Genomic DNA, 14,432 nt, shown 5'->3' on the forward strand with positions numbered 1-14,432 from the left:
TATAGAGTACAAATACAATGAGAAAAGCAAAGCCGAAAAGTAGAATTCTCCTTCCCGATCCTAAGTACAAAGAGACCTTGGTAACACGCTTCGTTAACTATATGATGGTTGACGGTAAGAAAAGTGTTGCTTACGGAATCTTCTACGATGCTGTAGAAATAGTAGAGCAAAGAACAAAAGAAAACGGTCTCGAAGCTTGGAAGAAGGCATTGAATAACATCATGCCAAGCGTTGAAGTGAAGAGCCGCAGGGTAGGGGGTGCTACGTTCCAAGTGCCGACTGAGGTTAGACCAGACCGCAGAGTATCTCTGGGTATTAAGTGGATGATTTCCCTTGCTCGCAAGAGAGGTGAGAAAACAATGAAAGACAGATTAGCAGGAGAGATTATGGCTGCTGCTAAAGGTGAAGGTGCTGCCGTTAAGAAAAAGGACGACATGCACAGAATGGCAGAAGCAAACAAAGCATTCTCACACTTTAGATTCTAAGAATGGCAAGAGACTTAAAATACACACGGAATATTGGTATTGCCGCGCACATTGATGCCGGTAAGACCACTACGACCGAACGAATATTATACTATGCTGGTGTAAGCCACAAAATTGGTGAAGTGCATGATGGCGCTGCAACAATGGACTGGATGGAGCAGGAGCAGGAGCGTGGAATTACCATTACCTCTGCTGCAACTACAGTAAAATGGCCTTACAGAGGACAGGAGTACCACATCAACATCATTGACACACCAGGTCACGTGGACTTTACCGTTGAGGTAAACCGCTCCCTGCGTGTACTGGATGGTCTGGTGTTCCTTTTCAGTGCAGTGGACGGGGTGGAGCCACAGTCTGAGACGAACTGGCGTCTTGCTGATAACTACAAAGTAGCCCGTATCGGTTTCGTTAACAAAATGGACCGATCAGGCGCTGACTTCCTAGCTGTTTGTAAGCAGGTGAAGGAGATGCTTGGTAGTAACGCTGTAGCGCTTCAGTTACCTATAGGTGCTGAAGACAACTTCAAAGGAGTTGTGGACCTGGTAAACAACCGTGGTATCATCTGGAACGAAGAAGACAAAGGGATGACATTTACTGAAGTTCCGATTCCGGATGACATGGTAGAAGAAGCAGCTGAGTACAGAGAGAAACTTCTGGAAGCAGTAGCAGATTACGATGACAGATTGATGGAGAAATACTTCGAAGATCCGGAGTCCATCACTGAAGATGAAATCATCGCAGCTCTTCGTGCCGCTACGATTGACATGGCCATTGTGCCAATGCTATGTGGTTCTTCTTTCAAGAACAAAGGCGTGCAGACAATGCTTGACTATGTGATGGCACTTTGCCCGTCACCAATGGATAAAGAAAGCATCACCGGTATCAACCCAGATACAGGTGCTGAAGTAGCACGTAAGCCAAGTGAGACAGAGCCATTTGCTGGTCTTGCTTTCAAAATTGCTACTGACCCTTATGTAGGTCGTCTATGCTTCGTAAGAGCTTACTCTGGTGTACTGGAGTCTGGTTCTTATATCTTCAACACACGCTCTGGCAACAAAGAACGTATTTCACGAATCTTCCAGATGCACGCTAACAAGCAGAACCAGATTGAAAGACTGGCTGCTGGTGATATTGCTGCCGTTGTTGGTTTCAAGGACATTAAGACAGGAGATACACTTTGCGAGCAAAACGCAAAGATCGTTCTCGAGTCTATGGACTTCCCTGAGCCGGTAATCGGATACGCTATTGAGCCTAAAACACAGGCTGACTCTGATAAGATGGGTATGGCTATTGCCAAGCTTGTGGAGGAAGACCCGACACTGCAGGTGAACACTGACGAGGAAACTGGTCAGACTATCCTGAGAGGTATGGGTGAGCTTCACCTGGAGATCATCATCGACCGTATGAAGCGCGAGTTTAAGGTTGAGTTGAACCAGGGTGCACCACAGGTAGCTTACAAAGAGACTATCACGAAAACTGTTGAGCACCGTGAGGTATTCAAGAAGCAGTCAGGTGGTCGTGGTAAGTTTGCCGACATCGTGTTCAACATGGGACCACGTGAGGATGGCAAGCAGGGACTGGAATTTGAGAATGCGATTGTTGGTGGTGTTATTCCACGCGAATTCATTCCGGCTGTTCAGAAAGGGTTCGAAGAAGCCATGAAGAACGGTATCCTGGCTGGCTTCCCAATCGACTCAATGAAAGTGCGTCTGTTCCATGGTTCATTCCACGATGTTGACTCCGATGCCTTATCATTTGAATTAGCTGCCCGTCAAGGCTTCAAAGAGGCAGGTAAGCAGTGTGCTCCTAAGCTTCTTGAGCCAATCATGGCAGTAGACGTAGTGACTCCTGATGAGTACACTGGTCCTGTTACAGGTGACCTGAACAGAAGAAGAGGTCTGATGAAAGGTATGGATACAAAAGGGACTTCTTCAGTAGTGAAGGCCGATGTTCCGCTTTCTGAACTGTTCGGTTATGTAACTGACCTGAGAACCATTACTTCTGGTAGAGCTACTGCATCACTTACTTTCTCACATTACGAGCAGGTGCCGCAGGGATTAGCAGATGCCATCATTGCCAAATTAAAAGGAACTGCAGCTAAATAGTAGTAAAATAATGAATCAGAAAATAAGAATTAAACTAAAGTCTTACGACCACAACCTGGTAGACAAGTCTTCTGAGAAGATTGTGAAAGCTGTAAAGGCTACTGGTGCTATCGTAAGCGGACCGATTCCACTTCCAACTGAGAAGGATAAATTCACTGTACTACGTTCACCACACGTGAACAAGAAGTCTCGTGAGCAGTTCCAGCTTTGCACTTACAAGCGTTTGGTAGATATCTATTCCACCAGTTCTAAAACAGTAGATGCGTTGATGAAACTTGAGCTGCCTAGCGGAGTAGATGTAGAAATCAAAGTTTGATAAATACAGGAACCAATTGAAAAAGAGAACTGAGAAATCGGTTCTCTTTTTTTATAACTGTATGATTCATAAATATTTTAGATGAATGCTATTGAAAGAAAAAATAAATTCTTAACTTTGCACTCCCTTAGAAAACTGAGGGGAAACAATATTATATATCCATCTTTTAAAAAATTAGTTGAATGCCTGGAATTATCGGTAAAAAAATCGGAATGACAAGCCTCTTCACAGCAGATGGTAAATACACACCAGTTACAATAATTCAAGCTGGCCCATGTGTAGTTACTCAGGTGAAGACAGTCGAGACGGATGGCTATGAAGCCGTACAGCTTGCCTACGGCGAGAAGAAGCTGAAGAGAGTAACGAAGGCGGAGGCCGGACACTACAAGAAAGCTAATACAGCTCCAGCAAAAAAGGTAGCAGAGTTTACAATCGAAGAAGGTGCTTCTCACACACTGGGAGAGACTGTTGATGTAAACCTGTTCGTTGAAGGAGAATTCATCGATATTGTAGGAACATCAAAAGGTAAAGGTTTCCAAGGTGTTGTAAAGCGTCATGGTTTTGCTGGTGTTGGCGGACAGACACATGGTCAGCATAACAGGGCAAGGCACCCAGGTTCAATCGGTGCTGCTTCATGGCCTTCAAGAGTATTCAAAGGTATGCGAATGGCTGGTAGAACAGGCGGAAACAGAGTGAAGATTGAAAACCTTACTGTGTTGCGTGTTATTGCAGACAAAAACCTTTTGGTAGTTAGTGGCTCTGTACCAGGTGCCAAAAATTCTTACGTGTTAATTGAGAAATAAAAATGGAGCTTTCTGTATTAAATATTAAAGGTGAGGATACAGGCAGAAAGGTAACACTTTCTGATGCTGTGTTTGGACTAGAGCCAAACGAGCATGCAATGTATCTTGACGTTAAACAGTACCTGGCTAACCAGAGACAAGGTACACACAAATCAAAAGAGCGCGCAGAAGTAGCAGGTTCTACTAAAAAGATAAAGAAACAAAAAGGTACCGGTGGTGCCCGAGCGGGTAGCATCAAGTCACCTCTTTTTGTTGGTGGTGGCCGTGTGTTCGGTCCTAAGCCAAGAGACTATTCTTTCAAGCTGAACAAGAAGCTGAAGAGAGTTGCGCGTCTTTCTGCTCTTTCTCTTTTAGCACGCAACAACCAGGTAGCGCTAGTAGAGGCTTTCTCTTTAGATGCTCCCAAGACAAGCGAGTTCAAAGGAATCCTGAACAACCTGCAGTCAAACGGTAAAACGTTGTTGGTGTTGCCGGCTGCTGATAAGAACATTGTACTTTCTGGCAGAAACCTGCCAAAGGTGAAAGTTGCTACAGCAAGCGACCTTAACACATACGACCTGTTGAATACACAGAAGTTGTTATTAGTTGAGGATTCTGTTAATCTATTAGAAAACCTCTTTAGCGCGAAATAATGAACGTTCTGAAAAGACCCATCATCACTGAAAAATTTGCTGCCCTGAATGAGGTAGGTAAATATGCTTTTGAGGTGCATAGAAACGCCAATAAAGTAGAAATCAGAAAGACAATTGAGAAAATGTACGGAGTTACTGTTGTTAAAGTAGCTACCATGCGCTCTATTGGTAAAACAAAAACAAAGTATACCAAGTCCGGAGCTGTTAGTGGTCGTACCTCTTTGATCAAAAAAGCAATAGTAACCCTGAAAGAGGGCGAAGTAATAGACTTTTACAGCGGCATATAATTAAGTTAAAATGGCTTTAAAAAAGTTAAGACCAACAACACCAGGTCAAAGATTTAGAGTAGCCCCTTCTTTCGAGGAGGTAACAACATCTACTCCAGAAAAATCTTTGTTGGCACCTATCAAAAAATCTGGTGGACGTAACAACTCAGGTAAGATGACCATGCGCTATACAGGCGGCGGTCATAAGAAGAGATACAGATTAATCGATTTCAAGCGTACAAAGCACGGTGTTCCGGCAACTGTTAAGACGATCGAGTACGATCCGAACAGAACGGCACGTATCGCGCTGCTTCATTACGCTGACGGAGAGAAAACTTACATCATCGCTCCTGCCGGCATACAGGTTGGTACTGTAGTTAACTCAGGACCAGGTATTGCTCCGGAAGTAGGTAATTGCCTTCCTCTATCTGAGATTCCTCTAGGTACAATTATCCATAACATTGAGCTGCAGCCAGGTGCTGGTGCGGTACTAGCAAGAAGCGCCGGATCTTACGCGCAGTTAGTTGCCCGTGAAGCTCGTTATGCTACCATCAAGCTTCCTTCAGGTGAGCTTAGAATGGTGTTAGTAAATTGTGTAGCTACTGTAGGTACTGTTTCTAACTCCGACCATATGAATATTAACCTTGGTAAAGCAGGGCGAAACAGATGGTTAGGAAAACGACCTCGCGTACGTGGTGTTGCCATGAACCCTGTCGATCACCCTATGGGTGGTGGTGAAGGTAAGTCTTCAGGCGGTCACCCACGCTCACGTAAGGGCTTGTATGCAAAAGGTATGAAAACCCGCAACAAGAACAAGTATTCAGAACAGCTTATAGTTAATAGAGGAAAGAAGAAATAAATGGCTAGATCATTAAAAAAAGGGCCTTACATTGACTATAGGCTCGAAAGAAAAGTGAACGTAATGAACGAGGGTAACAAGAAGACTGTTATCAAAACCTGGTCGCGCAGATCCATGATCTCCCCGGATTTTGTAGGTCATACCTTCGCAGTTCACAATGGTAATAAATTTATTCCGGTATATGTGACGGAAAACATGGTAGGTCATAAGCTCGGTGAGTTTGCCCCAACCAGAAACTTCCGCGGTCACGTTGCTAAAAAAGATAAAGGCAAGCGATAATCATGGAAGCAGTAGCAAGATTACAAAATGTGCCTACTTCTCCTCGCAAAATGAGATTAGTAGCTGGCTTGATACGCGGCAAAAGCGTAGCAAGAGCCCTTAATTTATTGAAGTTTGAGGCAAACTCTGGTTCAGAAAAACTTGAAAAGCTTCTTTTGTCTGCTCTGTCTAACTGGCAGCAGAAAAACGAAGATGCCCGTATCGAAGATGCAAATCTTTATATCAGGGAAATCTTCGTGGACGAAGGAAGAATGCTGAAGCGCCTGCGCCCGGCTCCACAAGGACGTGGACACCGCATCAGAAAGCGTTCCAACCATGTTACGGTTATCATCGACAGCATGACGGAAGAGCAAGTTGAACAACAGCAATCAAAGAAATCTAAAAAAGCCAACAAGTAAGAAATGGGACAGAAAGTAAATCCAATCGGTTTTCGACTCGGCATTATCAAAGGTTGGGATTCTAACTGGTATGGCGGCAAAGATTTCGCTGATAAGCTGATTGAAGACGAGAAAATCAGAAAATATATACTAGCGCGTATTCCAAAAGGCGGTATCTCTAAAATCATTATTGAGAGAACGTTGAAGCGCATCACGATTACTGTTAACACAGCTAGACCAGGTGTTGTTATTGGTAAAGGCGGAGCGGAAGTAGACAAGATCAAGGAAGAGCTTAAGAAGCTTACGAACAAAGATATCCAAATCAATATCTTTGAGATTAAGCGCCCTGAGCTGGATGCCAAGCTGGTAGGCGAGTCAATCGCGCAGCAGCTGCAGGCCCGTATCTCTTTCCGCCGTGCCATGAAACAAGCTATCGCGTCTGCACTTCGTGTAGGAGCTGAAGGTATCAAAGTGCAGGTTTCAGGCCGCTTGGGCGGTGCTGAAATGGCAAGAACGGAGCATTACAAGGAAGGTAGAACGCCTCTTCACACGCTACGTGCAGATATCGACTACGCTCTGTCAGAAGCACAGACAGTATATGGTAAACTGGGTATCAAGGTATGGATCTTCAAAGGCGAAGTTTACGGCAAGAGAGATCTGACTCCTAACGCTGGTTTAGAAAGCGGCAAAGGAGGACCTAGTGGCCCAAGTGCCGGTGGTGGTAATGACAGACGCGGAGGCAACCGCAACAAAAAAGCGGATGGCGCCGGTGGTGGTGACAAACGTGGTGGCAACCGCAACAAGCGTCGTCAATAATTGATTGTTAACATTAATACGTTTTAGAAAATGTTACAGCCTAAAAGGACTAAATATAGAAAAATGCAAAAAGGCCGCGTGAAAGGTCTGGCTCATAGAGGCAGTACTATTTCATTTGGTTCTTTCGCAATTAAATCACTGGAGGCGACCTGGATTACCAGCCGCCAGATTGAGGCCGCTCGTATCGCGATGACGAGAGCAATGAAGCGTGAAGGTCAGGTATGGATCCGCATTTTCCCTGACAAGCCTATCACCAAGAAGCCTGCAGAGGTTCGTATGGGTAAGGGTAAAGGTTCTCCGGAGTATTGGGTAGCCGTAGTGAAGCCCGGAACCATCATGTTCGAATCTGATGGCGTTACTTTGGAAGTGGCCAAGGAGTCGTTGAGGCTGGCCGCTCAGAAGCTGCCGGTAAGAACAAAATTTGTTGTACGTAGAGATTACGTTGGATAATTAAAAATGAAAAATTCAGAGATCAAAGCTTTGTCTTCAGAAGAGCTGAACGAAAGGCTAAACACTGAGCGCGCCAATATGCAGAACCTCCGTTTTGCACATGCCATATCTCCTTTGGAGAACCCCATGAAAATCCGTGAGTCCAAGCGCACCATCGCCAGGCTGAATACGGAAAAACGCAGTCGTGAAATAGCAGCTAACTCTTAAGACCAAATACTATCATGGAAGAGAGAAATCTAAGAAAAGAAAGAAGCGGTAGAGTTGTTAGCAACAAGATGAACAAGTCTATCACGGTGCTTGTGGAAAGCAAAATGAAGCACCCGATTTACGGTAAGTTTCTAAAGAAGTCCACCAAGTTCATGGCGCACGACGAGAACAATGACTGCAACATTGGAGACACTGTTCGCATCCAAGAAACACGTCCGCTTAGCAAGAATAAGAACTGGCGTTTAGTAGAAATAATAGAAAGAGCGAAATAAGATGATACAGCAGGAATCAAGACTATCTGTAGCTGACAACAGCGGTGCCAAAGAAGTTCTTTGCATCCGTGTTTTAGGCGGTACCGGTAAGAAGTATGCCTCCATAGGCGATAAAATTGTTGTAACTGTAAAGTCAGCTCTTTCTTCCGGTAACATAAAAAAAGGAACTGTTTCTAAAGCAGTTATTGTAAGAACTAAGAAAGAGATTAGAAGAAAAGACGGATCGTACATTCGTTTCGACGACAACGCTGCCGTTCTTCTAAACGCGAACAACGAGCCACGGGGTACGCGTATCTTCGGCCCTGTTGCACGTGAACTTCGTGAAAAGCAATTCATGAAGATTGTTTCGTTAGCGCCTGAAGTTCTATAACCATTAATTCAGATTAAAATGAATAAGAAAAAACTTCATGTAAAAACTGGCGATACAGTTAAAGTGATTGCCGGTGATGAGCGCGGCAAAACCGGCCGTATAACCGCAGTTAATCTAGAAAAGCAGAAAGTAACTATAGAAGGCTTAAACTTAGTAACCAAGCATGCCAAGCCAAGTGCTCAAAACCCTCAGGGTGGCATTAGCAAGGTAGAAGCTCCTATACATGCCAGCAATGTGGTGCTTGTAGATCCTAAGACAGGTGAAGCAACTAAAGCGGCGACTAGAAAAAACAGCGAAGGTAAATCAGAGCGTTACTCTAAAAAGACAGGGGAGGTAATCTAAGATGGCAACTACAAGATTTAAAGAAAAATATCAGAATGAGGTAGTGCCTGCCTTACGTGAGAAGTTCCAGTACAAGAACATCATGCAGGTGCCTAAAATCACTAAGATTTCAATCAATAAAGGCATCGGTGCTGCCGTGTCTGATAAGAAACTGGTTGATATCGGTGTTGATGAACTAACTACCATCACCGGGCAGAAAGCAGTAGCAACAATTGCGAAGAAATCTGTTTCGAACTTCAAACTGCGTGAGGGAATGCCTATCGGCGCCCGCGTAACGCTGAGGGGTGAGAAGATGTATGAGTTCCTGGACCGTTTGCTGACAATTGCACTTCCACGTGTACGTGACTTCAGAGGTGTAAACGACAAAGGCTTCGATGGCCGTGGTAACTATACATTAGGTGTGAAAGAGCAGATCATCTTCCCTGAGATCAGCATCGATAAAGTAAAAGCCATCACTGGTATGGACATTACTTTTGTTACGACAGCTAACACAGACGAAGAAAGCTACGAGTTGTTGAAAGCATTCGGAATGCCTTTCATGAACGTTAAGAAATAAGAAAATGGCAAAAGAATCAGTAAAAGCAAGAGAGCTTAAAAGACAGAAGGCAGTAGCTAAATACGCTACCAAAAGAGCTGAACTTAAAGCAAACGGAGATTACGAGGCGCTGGACAAACTGCCCCGCAATGCTTCCCCTGTGAGACTTCATAACCGTTGCAAACTGTCTGGAAGACCAAGAGGATACATGAGGAAATTTGGTATCTCCCGCGTTGTTTTCAGAGAGTTGGCTGTTATGGGTAAAATTCCTGGTGTAACAAAGTCGAGCTGGTAAATTTTTCTTAACATATTAAGAATCATCAAAAGATATTAGTATCTTTGCCCCTCGCTTGGATAAAGCATACGTTATTTTATTAAATCAGAATGAACACAGATCCAATAGCAGATTATTTAACTAGAGTGCGTAACGCTATCAAGGCGAACCATAGAATAGTTGAAATACCATCTAGCAACATAAAAAAAGAGATTACAAAGGTATTGTACGACAAAGGGTACATCCAGAGTTATAAGTTTGAAGACTCTGCGGTACAAGGTACAATCAAGATAGCTCTGAAGTACAACCCTAACACCAAGCAATCTGCTATTGTGAAAATTGATAGGGTAAGTAAGCCAGGGCTGCGTAAATACGCCGGAAGCGAAAACCTGCCACGTGTACTGAATGGTTTAGGCATTGCGATATTGTCTACTTCCCAAGGCGTAATGACAGAGAAAGAAGCCAAGTCACTGAAAATTGGTGGCGAGGTGTTGTGTTACGTTTATTAATTAGGAGGATAGACAATGTCACGTATAGGAAAATTGCCAATCACCCTGCCAGGCAATATAGAAATCACTGTTGCTGATAACAATCTTGTTACGGTAAAGGGGCCAAAGGGTTCTTTGTCTACTCCTGTAGACAAAGACATCATCGTGAAGCAGCAGGATAATACGCTTGTTGTAGAGCGCCCTACCGAGCAGAAGCGTCACAAGGCGATGCACGGTCTGTACCGTTCGCTTATCAACAACATGGTGGTAGGTGTAACAGAAGGTTACAGAGAGAGACTTGAATTAGTAGGTGTAGGTTACAAAGCATCCATGGTAGGTTCTATTCTGGAGCTTTCTCTTGGATACTCTCATAACATCTTCCTGAGCTTGCCTGATGGCGTTACCGCAACAGCTGTAACAGAGAAAGGTAAGAACCCCATCATCTCGCTTGAAAGCAATGACAAGCAGTTGTTAGGCCAGGTTGCTGCTAAAATCAGATCACTGCGTAAAGTAGAGCCATACAAAGGTAAAGGTATCCGCTTCGTAGGTGAAGTTATCAGAAGAAAAGCTGGTAAGACAGCATCTAAATAATCATCATCATGTCTACTAATAAGATTACAAGAAGACTAAGAATCAAAAGAGGTATCAGAAACAAAATTTCTGGTACTTCTGCAAGGCCAAGATTGTCTGTGTTTCGCAGTAACAAAGGAATTTATGCACAGCTAATCGATGATACTACTGGTGTGACACTAGCAGCTGCCTCTTCCATGAAACTTGATGATGCAAAAGCAAATGTGGAAACTGCCGGTAGAGTAGGTAAGGAGATTGCTGAGAAAGCAATTTCTCAAGGTATCTCTGAAGTAGTGTTCGACCGCTCTGGTTACCTCTATCACGGTAAAGTAAAATCATTGGCAGAAGGTGCTCGTGAAGCTGGCCTTAAATTCTAAAAATTATGTTGAAGAATAATATACGAAGCGTAAAGGCGAGCGAAATCGAACTAAAAGAGAGAGTAGTAGCCATTAACCGTGTTGCCAAAGTTGTTAAAGGTGGTAGAAGATTCAGTTTCGCAGCCATCGTTGTAGTTGGCGACGGAAACGGCGTTGTGGGTTACGGACTAGGTAAAGCTAACGAGGTAACGGATGCAATTGCAAAAGGAATTGACGATGCGAAGAAGAACCTGGTAAAGGTTCCGATTTACCATAGCACAGTACCACACCCAATGGAGGGTAAATACTCTGGCGGTTTTGTACTTATCAAGCCAGCTGCTGCCGGTACCGGTGTAATTGCCGGTGGTGCGATGCGTGCTGTATTGGAGAGTGCTGGTATAAAAGATGTACTTTGCAAGTCTAAAGGTTCTTCTAACCCACACAACGTGGTTAAGGCAACTTTCGACGCTCTTTCTAAAATGCGTGATCCTTTGGCTGTTGCGCAGCAACGTGGTGTTAATTTACAGAAAGTATTCAACGGATAATTGAAATGGCTAAAGTAACTATCACTCAGGTTAAGAGTATCATTGACCGTCCGAAAGACCAGAAGGCCACTATGAAGGCCCTTGGTTTAGGAAAAATAAGCAAATCAGTATCTGTTGAACTAACTCCTCAGATTGCTGGTATGTTAAAAAAAGTTCACAGTTTAGTAGAAGTTAAAGACTTTCAATAATGTACTTAAATTCTTTAAAACCTGCAGAAGGTGCTGTTAAGACCAGAAAAAGAATAGGTAGAGGTACTGGATCAGGTAAGGGTGGAACATCCACACGTGGTCATAAAGGTGCTAAATCCCGCTCTGGTTATTCACAGAAATCCGGATTCGAAGGTGGTCAGATGCCACTTCAGAGACGTGTACCTAAGTATGGCTTCAAAAACATTAACCGTGTTGAGTATAAAGCTATCAACTTAGACGTTTTACAGTCTTTGGCTGAATCTGGAAATGAAACAGTTTTCAACTTTGATTTCTTCAAAGCACACGGATTGGTTCAGAAAAATGATAAAGTTAAAATATTAGGCAGAGGAGAGTTGAACAAAGCTGTAGAAGTACATGCCCATGCATTCTCTGGAACTGCATCATCATCCATAGAAAAAGCAGGCGGTAAAACAGTAGCGCTCTAATCGATCGGTATGAAGAAGTTTATAACAACTATTAAGAACATTTTTGCGATTGAAGACCTTAGAGTGAGGATCTTTAACACTCTATTCTTCATTGCAATATTCAGACTTGGTTCTTTTGTTGTTTTACCTGGTGTTGATCCTAACCAGCTGGAGGCCAACACAGGTGGCCTGTTTGGTTTGTTAGATACATTCCTTGGTGGAGCATTTAGCAATGCATCTATCTTTGCGTTAGGTATCATGCCTTACATTTCCGCTTCGATTGTATTGCAGCTATTAACGATTGCTGTTCCTTATTTTCAAAAAATGCAGAAGGAGGGTGAGTCTGGTAGAAAGAAAATCAACCAAATCACCCGAGTTCTTACCATTATTATCACTTTAGCCCAAGCAGTTGGCTTTGTTGCCACACTTAATGCTGAAGCGATAGTTATCAACCAGACCCTATTCACCATTACATCCATGATTGTACTGACATCCGGTACTATCTTCTGTATGTGGCTGGGTGAGAAAATAACAGACAAAGGTATCGGTAACGGTATCTCCATGCTGATTATGATCGGTATTATTTCCCGATTCCCAGGGGCTATTTTCGCTGAAGCTTTGTCTAAACAGCTGAATGGCGCCCTGTTGTTCTTATTTGAAATGTTTGTTCTGTTCTTCGTGGTGATGTCTGTTGTCATGCTGACGCAAGCTATCAGAAGAATTCCTGTTCAGTATGCTAAGCAGGTAGGCGGTAGTTCTCTTTATAGTGGTCAGCGTCAGTTCATACCACTTAAGGTTAACGCAGCAGGTGTAATGCCAATCATTTTCGCGCAGTCTTTGATGTTTTTACCTTCTATGGTAGCGTCTATCTGGTCTGACACAAGCGAAACGGCGAACTACATTGGAGCTACTTTCTCAGATTTCACCTCGTGGCAGTACAACCTGGTGTTTGGTCTCCTGATTTTGGTGTTTACATACTTCTACACCGCTATCAGTGTTAACCCAAACCAGATTGCAGATGACCTGAAGAGAAGCGGTGGTTTTATACCTGGTGTTAAGCCGGGAAGAGCAACCTCTGAATACATCGACACCATTCTGACCCGAATTACTCTTCCAGGTGCTATTTACCTGGCGCTTGTTGCAATTTTCCCTTCCATAGCTATGCTATTAGGTGTAACAAGAGAGTTTTCACAGTTCTTCGGTGGTACCTCGCTCATCATCATGGTTGGTGTTGTGCTCGATACCCTGCAGCAAGTAGAAAGCTATCTGCTTATGCGTCACTATGATGGTATGATGAAATCAGGAAAGCTACGCGGCAGAACTGAGACCATACCTACCATGGCATCTTAATAAATGATTAATTATAAAACGGAAGAAGAAATTGAGCTAATTCGCCAGAGTGCTTTGATATTAAGCAAAGCACATGGCGAAATTGCTCGTCTTATAAAGGAAGGTGTTACTACAAAATCGTTAGATAAACGCGCAGAGGAGTTTATCAAAGATAATGGTGGCCAGCCATCCTTCTTAAACTATAATGGGTTTCCCTATAGCCTGTGTATATCAGTAAATGCTACTGTTGTACATGGCTTTCCTAGTGAATACATTTTGAACGATGGAGATATAATTTCTGTTGATGCAGGTGTTTACTACAAGGGGTTCCACAGCGACTGTGCTTATACTCATGCTGTGGGCAATGTTTCGGAAGAGGTAAATGACCTCTTGAAAGTGACAAAAGAGTCGCTTTATAAAGGGATAGAGAAAGCAACAGTAGGTTCCAGACTAGGAGATATAAGCTACACCATACAGGAGCATGCCGAAGCGCATGGCTACGGTGTAGTCAGGGAACTTGTCGGCCATGGTATCGGTCACAATTTACATGAATCTCCCGAAGTACCAAACTATGGCCGTCGCGGGCAGGGCATCAAACTTCAGAATGGTTTGGTTATTGCCATTGAGCCGATGGTTAACCAGGGGACCCGGCACATTGTGCAGGAGGACGACGGTTGGACGATTAGAACGAAAGACAAAAAACCTTCTGCCCATTTCGAGCATACCGTTGTGGTGCGTAAGGACAAGGCTGAGATTTTAACAACATTTGATTATATAGAAGCAGCAAACAAATCATAAATGGCAAAACAGTCGTCCATAGAGCAAGACGGAACTATAATTGAAGCTTTGTCTAACGCCATGTTTAGAGTTGAGCTTGAAAATGGTCATCAGGTAGTTGCTCATATCTCCGGTAAAATGAGAATGCACTACATTAAGATTTTACCAGGTGATAGAGTCAAGTTAGAGATGTCACCCTACGACCTTACAAAAGGCAGAATTGTTTACCGATATAAATAAATAAAATGAAAGTTAAAGCATCAGTTAAAAAGCGAAGTGTTGATTGTAAAGTTATCCGCCGCAAGGGGAAGCTTTATGTCATCAACAAAAAGAATCCAAGATATAAACAAAGACAAGGATAATTAA

At 43.4% G+C, this 14,432-nt stretch carries 27 protein-coding genes; all 27 read left to right on the forward strand.

Translation table 11 applies throughout. The features are described from left to right. Positions 1-17: 17 nt before the first annotated feature. The 27 genes from rpsG (at position 18) to rpmJ (ending at position 14,428) form a co-directional block, all read left to right on the forward strand. Positions 18-485, forward strand: a complete 468-nt coding sequence (rpsG, locus tag ACFS7Z_RS12745) for a 30S ribosomal protein S7 (protein ID WP_377485074.1) — start codon at positions 18-20, stop codon at positions 483-485. Positions 486-487: 2 nt separating this feature from the next. Continuing rightward, a complete protein-coding gene (fusA, locus tag ACFS7Z_RS12750; protein ID WP_377485076.1) occupies positions 488-2,590 on the forward strand; it encodes an elongation factor G in 2,103 nt (700 codons plus the stop codon). A gap of 10 nt (positions 2,591-2,600) precedes the next feature. Next, a complete protein-coding gene (gene rpsJ, locus ACFS7Z_RS12755) occupies positions 2,601-2,906 on the forward strand; it encodes a 30S ribosomal protein S10 (RefSeq protein WP_007654312.1) in 306 nt (101 codons plus the stop codon). A gap of 182 nt (positions 2,907-3,088) precedes the next feature. Then, on the forward strand, positions 3,089-3,709 hold the full coding sequence (gene rplC / locus ACFS7Z_RS12760) for a 50S ribosomal protein L3 (protein WP_377485077.1): 621 nt from the start codon (positions 3,089-3,091) through the stop codon (positions 3,707-3,709). 2 nt (positions 3,710-3,711) lie between these two features. Beyond that, positions 3,712-4,341 (forward strand): 50S ribosomal protein L4, encoded by a 630-nt coding sequence (gene rplD, locus ACFS7Z_RS12765; RefSeq protein WP_377485079.1) that lies wholly within the window; start codon positions 3,712-3,714, stop codon positions 4,339-4,341. After that, positions 4,341-4,628 (forward strand): 50S ribosomal protein L23, encoded by a 288-nt coding sequence (gene rplW, locus ACFS7Z_RS12770; RefSeq protein ID WP_377485081.1) that lies wholly within the window; start codon positions 4,341-4,343, stop codon positions 4,626-4,628. The genes rplD and rplW overlap by 1 nt, the downstream gene beginning before the upstream one ends. Positions 4,629-4,638: 10 nt before the next feature. Next, entirely contained in the window at positions 4,639-5,466 is an 828-nt protein-coding gene (rplB, locus tag ACFS7Z_RS12775) for a 50S ribosomal protein L2 (RefSeq protein WP_377485083.1), read from the forward strand. Then, complete coding sequence (rpsS, locus tag ACFS7Z_RS12780) at positions 5,467-5,745, forward strand: 30S ribosomal protein S19 (protein WP_377485085.1); 279 nt, start codon at positions 5,467-5,469, stop codon at positions 5,743-5,745. Positions 5,746-5,747: 2 nt separating this feature from the next. Beyond that, positions 5,748-6,143, forward strand: a complete 396-nt coding sequence (rplV, locus tag ACFS7Z_RS12785) for a 50S ribosomal protein L22 (RefSeq protein WP_377485087.1) — start codon at positions 5,748-5,750, stop codon at positions 6,141-6,143. A 3-nt stretch (positions 6,144-6,146) separates the two neighbouring features. Further along, positions 6,147-6,938 carry a 30S ribosomal protein S3 gene (gene rpsC, locus ACFS7Z_RS12790; RefSeq protein ID WP_377485089.1) on the forward strand — a complete coding sequence of 264 codons (792 nt, stop codon included), beginning with the start codon at positions 6,147-6,149 and terminating at the stop codon, positions 6,936-6,938. A 30-nt stretch (positions 6,939-6,968) separates the two neighbouring features. Further along, positions 6,969-7,388, forward strand: a complete 420-nt coding sequence (rplP, locus tag ACFS7Z_RS12795; RefSeq protein ID WP_377485091.1) for a 50S ribosomal protein L16 — start codon at positions 6,969-6,971, stop codon at positions 7,386-7,388. Positions 7,389-7,394: 6 nt separating this feature from the next. Continuing rightward, a complete protein-coding gene (rpmC, locus tag ACFS7Z_RS12800; protein ID WP_377485093.1) occupies positions 7,395-7,595 on the forward strand; it encodes a 50S ribosomal protein L29 in 201 nt (66 codons plus the stop codon). A gap of 14 nt (positions 7,596-7,609) precedes the next feature. Continuing rightward, positions 7,610-7,867 (forward strand): 30S ribosomal protein S17, encoded by a 258-nt coding sequence (rpsQ, locus tag ACFS7Z_RS12805; protein ID WP_377485095.1) that lies wholly within the window; start codon positions 7,610-7,612, stop codon positions 7,865-7,867. Position 7,868: 1 nt separating this feature from the next. Beyond that, positions 7,869-8,237, forward strand: a complete 369-nt coding sequence (gene rplN / locus ACFS7Z_RS12810; RefSeq protein ID WP_115565626.1) for a 50S ribosomal protein L14 — start codon at positions 7,869-7,871, stop codon at positions 8,235-8,237. Between the two features lie 18 nt (positions 8,238-8,255). Next, entirely contained in the window at positions 8,256-8,579 is a 324-nt protein-coding gene (gene rplX / locus ACFS7Z_RS12815; protein ID WP_377485098.1) for a 50S ribosomal protein L24, read from the forward strand. 1 nt (position 8,580) lies between these two features. After that, positions 8,581-9,135, forward strand: coding sequence for a 50S ribosomal protein L5 (gene rplE, locus ACFS7Z_RS12820; protein WP_377485100.1), 555 nt, complete (start codon positions 8,581-8,583; stop codon positions 9,133-9,135). 4 nt (positions 9,136-9,139) lie between these two features. Next, a complete protein-coding gene (gene rpsN / locus ACFS7Z_RS12825) occupies positions 9,140-9,409 on the forward strand; it encodes a 30S ribosomal protein S14 (protein WP_115565623.1) in 270 nt (89 codons plus the stop codon). Positions 9,410-9,498: 89 nt separating this feature from the next. Then, the gene (rpsH, locus tag ACFS7Z_RS12830; RefSeq protein WP_377485102.1) at positions 9,499-9,897 is read left to right on the forward strand and encodes a 30S ribosomal protein S8; all 399 of its coding nucleotides are present in this window, start codon (positions 9,499-9,501) and stop codon (positions 9,895-9,897) included. A gap of 15 nt (positions 9,898-9,912) precedes the next feature. Then, positions 9,913-10,467 (forward strand): 50S ribosomal protein L6, encoded by a 555-nt coding sequence (rplF, locus tag ACFS7Z_RS12835; RefSeq protein ID WP_377485104.1) that lies wholly within the window; start codon positions 9,913-9,915, stop codon positions 10,465-10,467. Between the two features lie 8 nt (positions 10,468-10,475). Beyond that, positions 10,476-10,823: a 50S ribosomal protein L18 gene (rplR, locus tag ACFS7Z_RS12840; RefSeq protein ID WP_377485106.1), complete on the forward strand. Its 348-nt coding sequence runs from the start codon at positions 10,476-10,478 to the stop codon at positions 10,821-10,823. A gap of 5 nt (positions 10,824-10,828) precedes the next feature. Beyond that, positions 10,829-11,347 (forward strand): 30S ribosomal protein S5, encoded by a 519-nt coding sequence (gene rpsE / locus ACFS7Z_RS12845; protein WP_377485108.1) that lies wholly within the window; start codon positions 10,829-10,831, stop codon positions 11,345-11,347. Between the two features lie 5 nt (positions 11,348-11,352). Beyond that, the gene (gene rpmD, locus ACFS7Z_RS12850; protein WP_377485110.1) at positions 11,353-11,535 is read left to right on the forward strand and encodes a 50S ribosomal protein L30; all 183 of its coding nucleotides are present in this window, start codon (positions 11,353-11,355) and stop codon (positions 11,533-11,535) included. Next, positions 11,535-11,981 carry a 50S ribosomal protein L15 gene (rplO, locus tag ACFS7Z_RS12855; RefSeq protein WP_377485112.1) on the forward strand — a complete coding sequence of 149 codons (447 nt, stop codon included), beginning with the start codon at positions 11,535-11,537 and terminating at the stop codon, positions 11,979-11,981. The genes rpmD and rplO overlap by 1 nt, the downstream gene beginning before the upstream one ends. 9 nt (positions 11,982-11,990) lie before the next feature. Beyond that, positions 11,991-13,310, forward strand: a complete 1,320-nt coding sequence (gene secY, locus ACFS7Z_RS12860; RefSeq protein ID WP_377485114.1) for a preprotein translocase subunit SecY — start codon at positions 11,991-11,993, stop codon at positions 13,308-13,310. Positions 13,311-13,313: 3 nt separating this feature from the next. Further along, a complete protein-coding gene (gene map, locus ACFS7Z_RS12865; protein ID WP_377485116.1) occupies positions 13,314-14,087 on the forward strand; it encodes a type I methionyl aminopeptidase in 774 nt (257 codons plus the stop codon). Beyond that, positions 14,088-14,306: a translation initiation factor IF-1 gene (infA, locus tag ACFS7Z_RS12870; protein ID WP_115565614.1), complete on the forward strand. Its 219-nt coding sequence runs from the start codon at positions 14,088-14,090 to the stop codon at positions 14,304-14,306. Between the two features lie 5 nt (positions 14,307-14,311). Continuing rightward, a complete protein-coding gene (gene rpmJ / locus ACFS7Z_RS12875; RefSeq protein WP_071890035.1) occupies positions 14,312-14,428 on the forward strand; it encodes a 50S ribosomal protein L36 in 117 nt (38 codons plus the stop codon). The last annotated feature ends 4 nt before the right edge of the window (positions 14,429-14,432 follow it).

This window comes from Pontibacter toksunensis (genome assembly GCF_042686245.1).
In the GTDB taxonomy this organism is placed as follows: Bacteria; Bacteroidota; Bacteroidia; order Cytophagales; family Hymenobacteraceae; genus Pontibacter; species Pontibacter toksunensis.

Excerpts from the sequence above, each read along its gene's own strand:
- rpsJ (WP_007654312.1), top strand. The coding sequence starts at position 2,601 with ATGAATCAGAAAATAAGAATTAAACTAAAGTCTTACGACCACAACCTG.
- rpmJ (WP_071890035.1), top strand. The coding sequence starts at position 14,312 with ATGAAAGTTAAAGCATCAGTTAAAAAGCGAAGTGTTGATTGTAAAGTT.
- rplO (WP_377485112.1), top strand. The coding sequence starts at position 11,535 with ATGTACTTAAATTCTTTAAAACCTGCAGAAGGTGCTGTTAAGACCAGA.
- rplC (WP_377485077.1), top strand. The coding sequence starts at position 3,089 with ATGCCTGGAATTATCGGTAAAAAAATCGGAATGACAAGCCTCTTCACA.
- rpsC (WP_377485089.1), top strand. The coding sequence starts at position 6,147 with ATGGGACAGAAAGTAAATCCAATCGGTTTTCGACTCGGCATTATCAAA.
- rplN (WP_115565626.1), top strand. The coding sequence starts at position 7,869 with ATGATACAGCAGGAATCAAGACTATCTGTAGCTGACAACAGCGGTGCC.
- rpmD (WP_377485110.1), top strand. The coding sequence starts at position 11,353 with ATGGCTAAAGTAACTATCACTCAGGTTAAGAGTATCATTGACCGTCCG.
- rpsE (WP_377485108.1), top strand. The coding sequence starts at position 10,829 with ATGTTGAAGAATAATATACGAAGCGTAAAGGCGAGCGAAATCGAACTA.
- rplF (WP_377485104.1), top strand. The coding sequence starts at position 9,913 with ATGTCACGTATAGGAAAATTGCCAATCACCCTGCCAGGCAATATAGAA.
- infA (WP_115565614.1), top strand. The coding sequence starts at position 14,088 with ATGGCAAAACAGTCGTCCATAGAGCAAGACGGAACTATAATTGAAGCT.
- rpmC (WP_377485093.1), top strand. The coding sequence starts at position 7,395 with ATGAAAAATTCAGAGATCAAAGCTTTGTCTTCAGAAGAGCTGAACGAA.
- rplW (WP_377485081.1), top strand. The coding sequence starts at position 4,341 with ATGAACGTTCTGAAAAGACCCATCATCACTGAAAAATTTGCTGCCCTG.
- map (WP_377485116.1), top strand. The coding sequence starts at position 13,314 with ATGATTAATTATAAAACGGAAGAAGAAATTGAGCTAATTCGCCAGAGT.
- rplX (WP_377485098.1), top strand. The coding sequence starts at position 8,256 with ATGAATAAGAAAAAACTTCATGTAAAAACTGGCGATACAGTTAAAGTG.
- rplP (WP_377485091.1), top strand. The coding sequence starts at position 6,969 with ATGTTACAGCCTAAAAGGACTAAATATAGAAAAATGCAAAAAGGCCGC.
- fusA (WP_377485076.1), top strand. The coding sequence starts at position 488 with ATGGCAAGAGACTTAAAATACACACGGAATATTGGTATTGCCGCGCAC.
- rplE (WP_377485100.1), top strand. The coding sequence starts at position 8,581 with ATGGCAACTACAAGATTTAAAGAAAAATATCAGAATGAGGTAGTGCCT.
- rplB (WP_377485083.1), top strand. The coding sequence starts at position 4,639 with ATGGCTTTAAAAAAGTTAAGACCAACAACACCAGGTCAAAGATTTAGA.
- rpsN (WP_115565623.1), top strand. The coding sequence starts at position 9,140 with ATGGCAAAAGAATCAGTAAAAGCAAGAGAGCTTAAAAGACAGAAGGCA.
- rpsQ (WP_377485095.1), top strand. The coding sequence starts at position 7,610 with ATGGAAGAGAGAAATCTAAGAAAAGAAAGAAGCGGTAGAGTTGTTAGC.
- rplV (WP_377485087.1), top strand. The coding sequence starts at position 5,748 with ATGGAAGCAGTAGCAAGATTACAAAATGTGCCTACTTCTCCTCGCAAA.
- secY (WP_377485114.1), top strand. The coding sequence starts at position 11,991 with ATGAAGAAGTTTATAACAACTATTAAGAACATTTTTGCGATTGAAGAC.
- rpsS (WP_377485085.1), top strand. The coding sequence starts at position 5,467 with ATGGCTAGATCATTAAAAAAAGGGCCTTACATTGACTATAGGCTCGAA.
- rpsG (WP_377485074.1), top strand. The coding sequence starts at position 18 with ATGAGAAAAGCAAAGCCGAAAAGTAGAATTCTCCTTCCCGATCCTAAG.
- rplR (WP_377485106.1), top strand. The coding sequence starts at position 10,476 with ATGTCTACTAATAAGATTACAAGAAGACTAAGAATCAAAAGAGGTATC.
- rpsH (WP_377485102.1), top strand. The coding sequence starts at position 9,499 with ATGAACACAGATCCAATAGCAGATTATTTAACTAGAGTGCGTAACGCT.
- rplD (WP_377485079.1), top strand. The coding sequence starts at position 3,712 with ATGGAGCTTTCTGTATTAAATATTAAAGGTGAGGATACAGGCAGAAAG.